This window comes from Steroidobacter sp. (genome assembly GCF_016790065.1).
Classification (GTDB): domain Bacteria; phylum Pseudomonadota; class Gammaproteobacteria; order Steroidobacterales; family Steroidobacteraceae; genus Steroidobacter.
The window spans coordinates 1-1,930 of record NZ_JAEUPY010000128.1 but is presented as its reverse complement, the minus strand read 5'-3'; the positions used below and the strand labels follow the sequence as shown (position 1 = coordinate 1,930).

Sequence of the window (1,930 nt, the reverse complement as noted above, 5' to 3'; positions counted from 1 at the left end):
ACATTCCGAAGCCCGCGACACCGAAGCCGTAGTGCCATCCATACAGCTCGCCGAGCGTGCCGCAGACCAGTGGCGCCACGAACGCGCCGATGTTGATCGCAGTGACGTAGACGGCGTATGCAGGCTCGCGACGCCGGTCATCACGTGCATAGAGGTTGCCTACTTGTGCGGCCAGATTACCCTTCAGCAGCCCCGAGCCGACGATGAGCGAGAGCAAAGCTGTTAGGAACAGCGTCTCGAACGCCATCATGAAATGACCGGCCGCCATTGCGACGGCGCCCAGCAACACGGCGCGACGCCGTCCGAGCAAACGATCGCCGAGCAGACCGCCCAGCACCGGCACGAAATAAATCAATGCCACGTACAGCCCGAAGATCTGCGAAGCCAACGCCGGCACCGCCAGCACACCGAACACACCTTCGATAGCAGCACGCAACCCGCTGAACCCCGCAACGGTGTCCACCGTGCCCGGCTGCAACAAATAGCCGGTCATGTACAGCATCAGCAGCGCCTGCATGCCGTAGAACGAGAAGCGCTCCCACGCTTCCGTGAAGGCAATATAGGCCAGGCCCTTGGGATGGCCCAGGAACAGCGGGTCCTGTGTTACTGGTGCGCCCAAGCTTTTTTCCATTCGACGATGTTACGAGTCCGGCCCGCTTCCCAATAGAACTTGGAGCGCGGCCGGTCATAGTTGCCGATCTCGTTCATGCTGTACGCATCGAACAGCCGGCCGTTGACCATGGTGTAGCGAACGGTATTGCTGTTACGGATGTCCTCTAGCGGATTTTCATCCAGCACCAGCAAGTCGGCGAGCTTGCCCACGGCCAGCGAGCCGATCTGCGCCTGCATGCCGAGCGTGCGCGCACCGTTGATGGTCGCAGTTCGTAGCACACGATGGTTGCTCATGCCGCCTTCGGCCAGCAGCTGCATCTCCCAATGCTGAGCGAGGCCCGACACTTCGCCATGCGACCCCGCGTTGACGATGACTCCGGCGTCGTCGAGCTTCTTGATGGAGCGGGACACGGAACGGAAGCCGATATCGTAGAGCTCATCGGCCGCGTGAATGCTGGTCATGCCCCGCACGTAAGGCGGTGCGTAGTGCCCGGGCGCCAGCGGACTGTAGCCGCTGGTGGTGACCTGCACGAACGTCTTGGCTTTGGGATCGTCCCAAACGCGCGAATGTTGATAGATATAGTTCTCGCCGAACAACTCGCCGAAAATGATTACCAGCGTCGGCGTGTGCGGCGTCTGCCCGTGCTTCATCAGCTGCACGACGTCATCGTAGTACGTTGCCACCGGCAGGTTGTGTTGCAGGTTGGTCTGTCCATCCAGCACGGAGGTGATGTTGTTGAAGAAGTTCGCCTCGCCCTCCACGTCCACCATGATGCCGGTGTCGCGCCCGGCCTTGATCAGCTGCTGACGCTGACTGCGCATGGGCTGGCGATAGCTTTTTACGATGATGCCGCCGAGCGCTCGCTTGCGCTCCATCAGCACCTTCGCGTCCTCGTAGCTGCCGATGGGGATGAACGCGTTGTCGCCCTTGCCAGCGCGCCCGAAGGCGATGAAGCCGGACTCGATGGCTCGCGGCCCGACCATGTCCCCCGACAACGTCATCTCGCTCTGCGAATAGCTCGGCAGCTCCGAGGTGTATGGGTCGTAGTTGGTAGTAACTCCGTAGGCCAGATCCGCGTAACGCGACTGCTGCTTCTGGGGCATCAACCCGGACGAGGTGTAATAGCAATTGTTGATGTGGCCGTGCATGTCGACCAATCCGGGCATGAGCGTCTTGCCAGACACGTCGATGACTTTGGCGCCCGCGGGGATCGCCACGTCGCCCACCGGCCCGAGCGCGGCGATACGATTGCCATTGACGACCACCGTGCCGCGTTCAATGACCTGCTCATCCTCCATGGTGATGATCCGACCATTG

2 protein-coding genes are annotated in these 1,930 nt (G+C 61.3%); both read right to left on the bottom strand.

All coding sequences use genetic code 11. The annotated features are described in order from the left end of the window. Positions 1-619 (bottom strand): oligopeptide:H+ symporter (locus JNL55_RS05485; RefSeq protein WP_293850416.1); only part of this gene is annotated, 619 nt, incomplete at its 3' end. Beyond that, on the bottom strand, positions 604-1,930 hold a 1,327-nt coding region (locus JNL55_RS05480), incomplete at its 5' end, for an amidohydrolase family protein (RefSeq protein WP_293850413.1). The genes JNL55_RS05485 and JNL55_RS05480, both read right to left, overlap by 16 nt.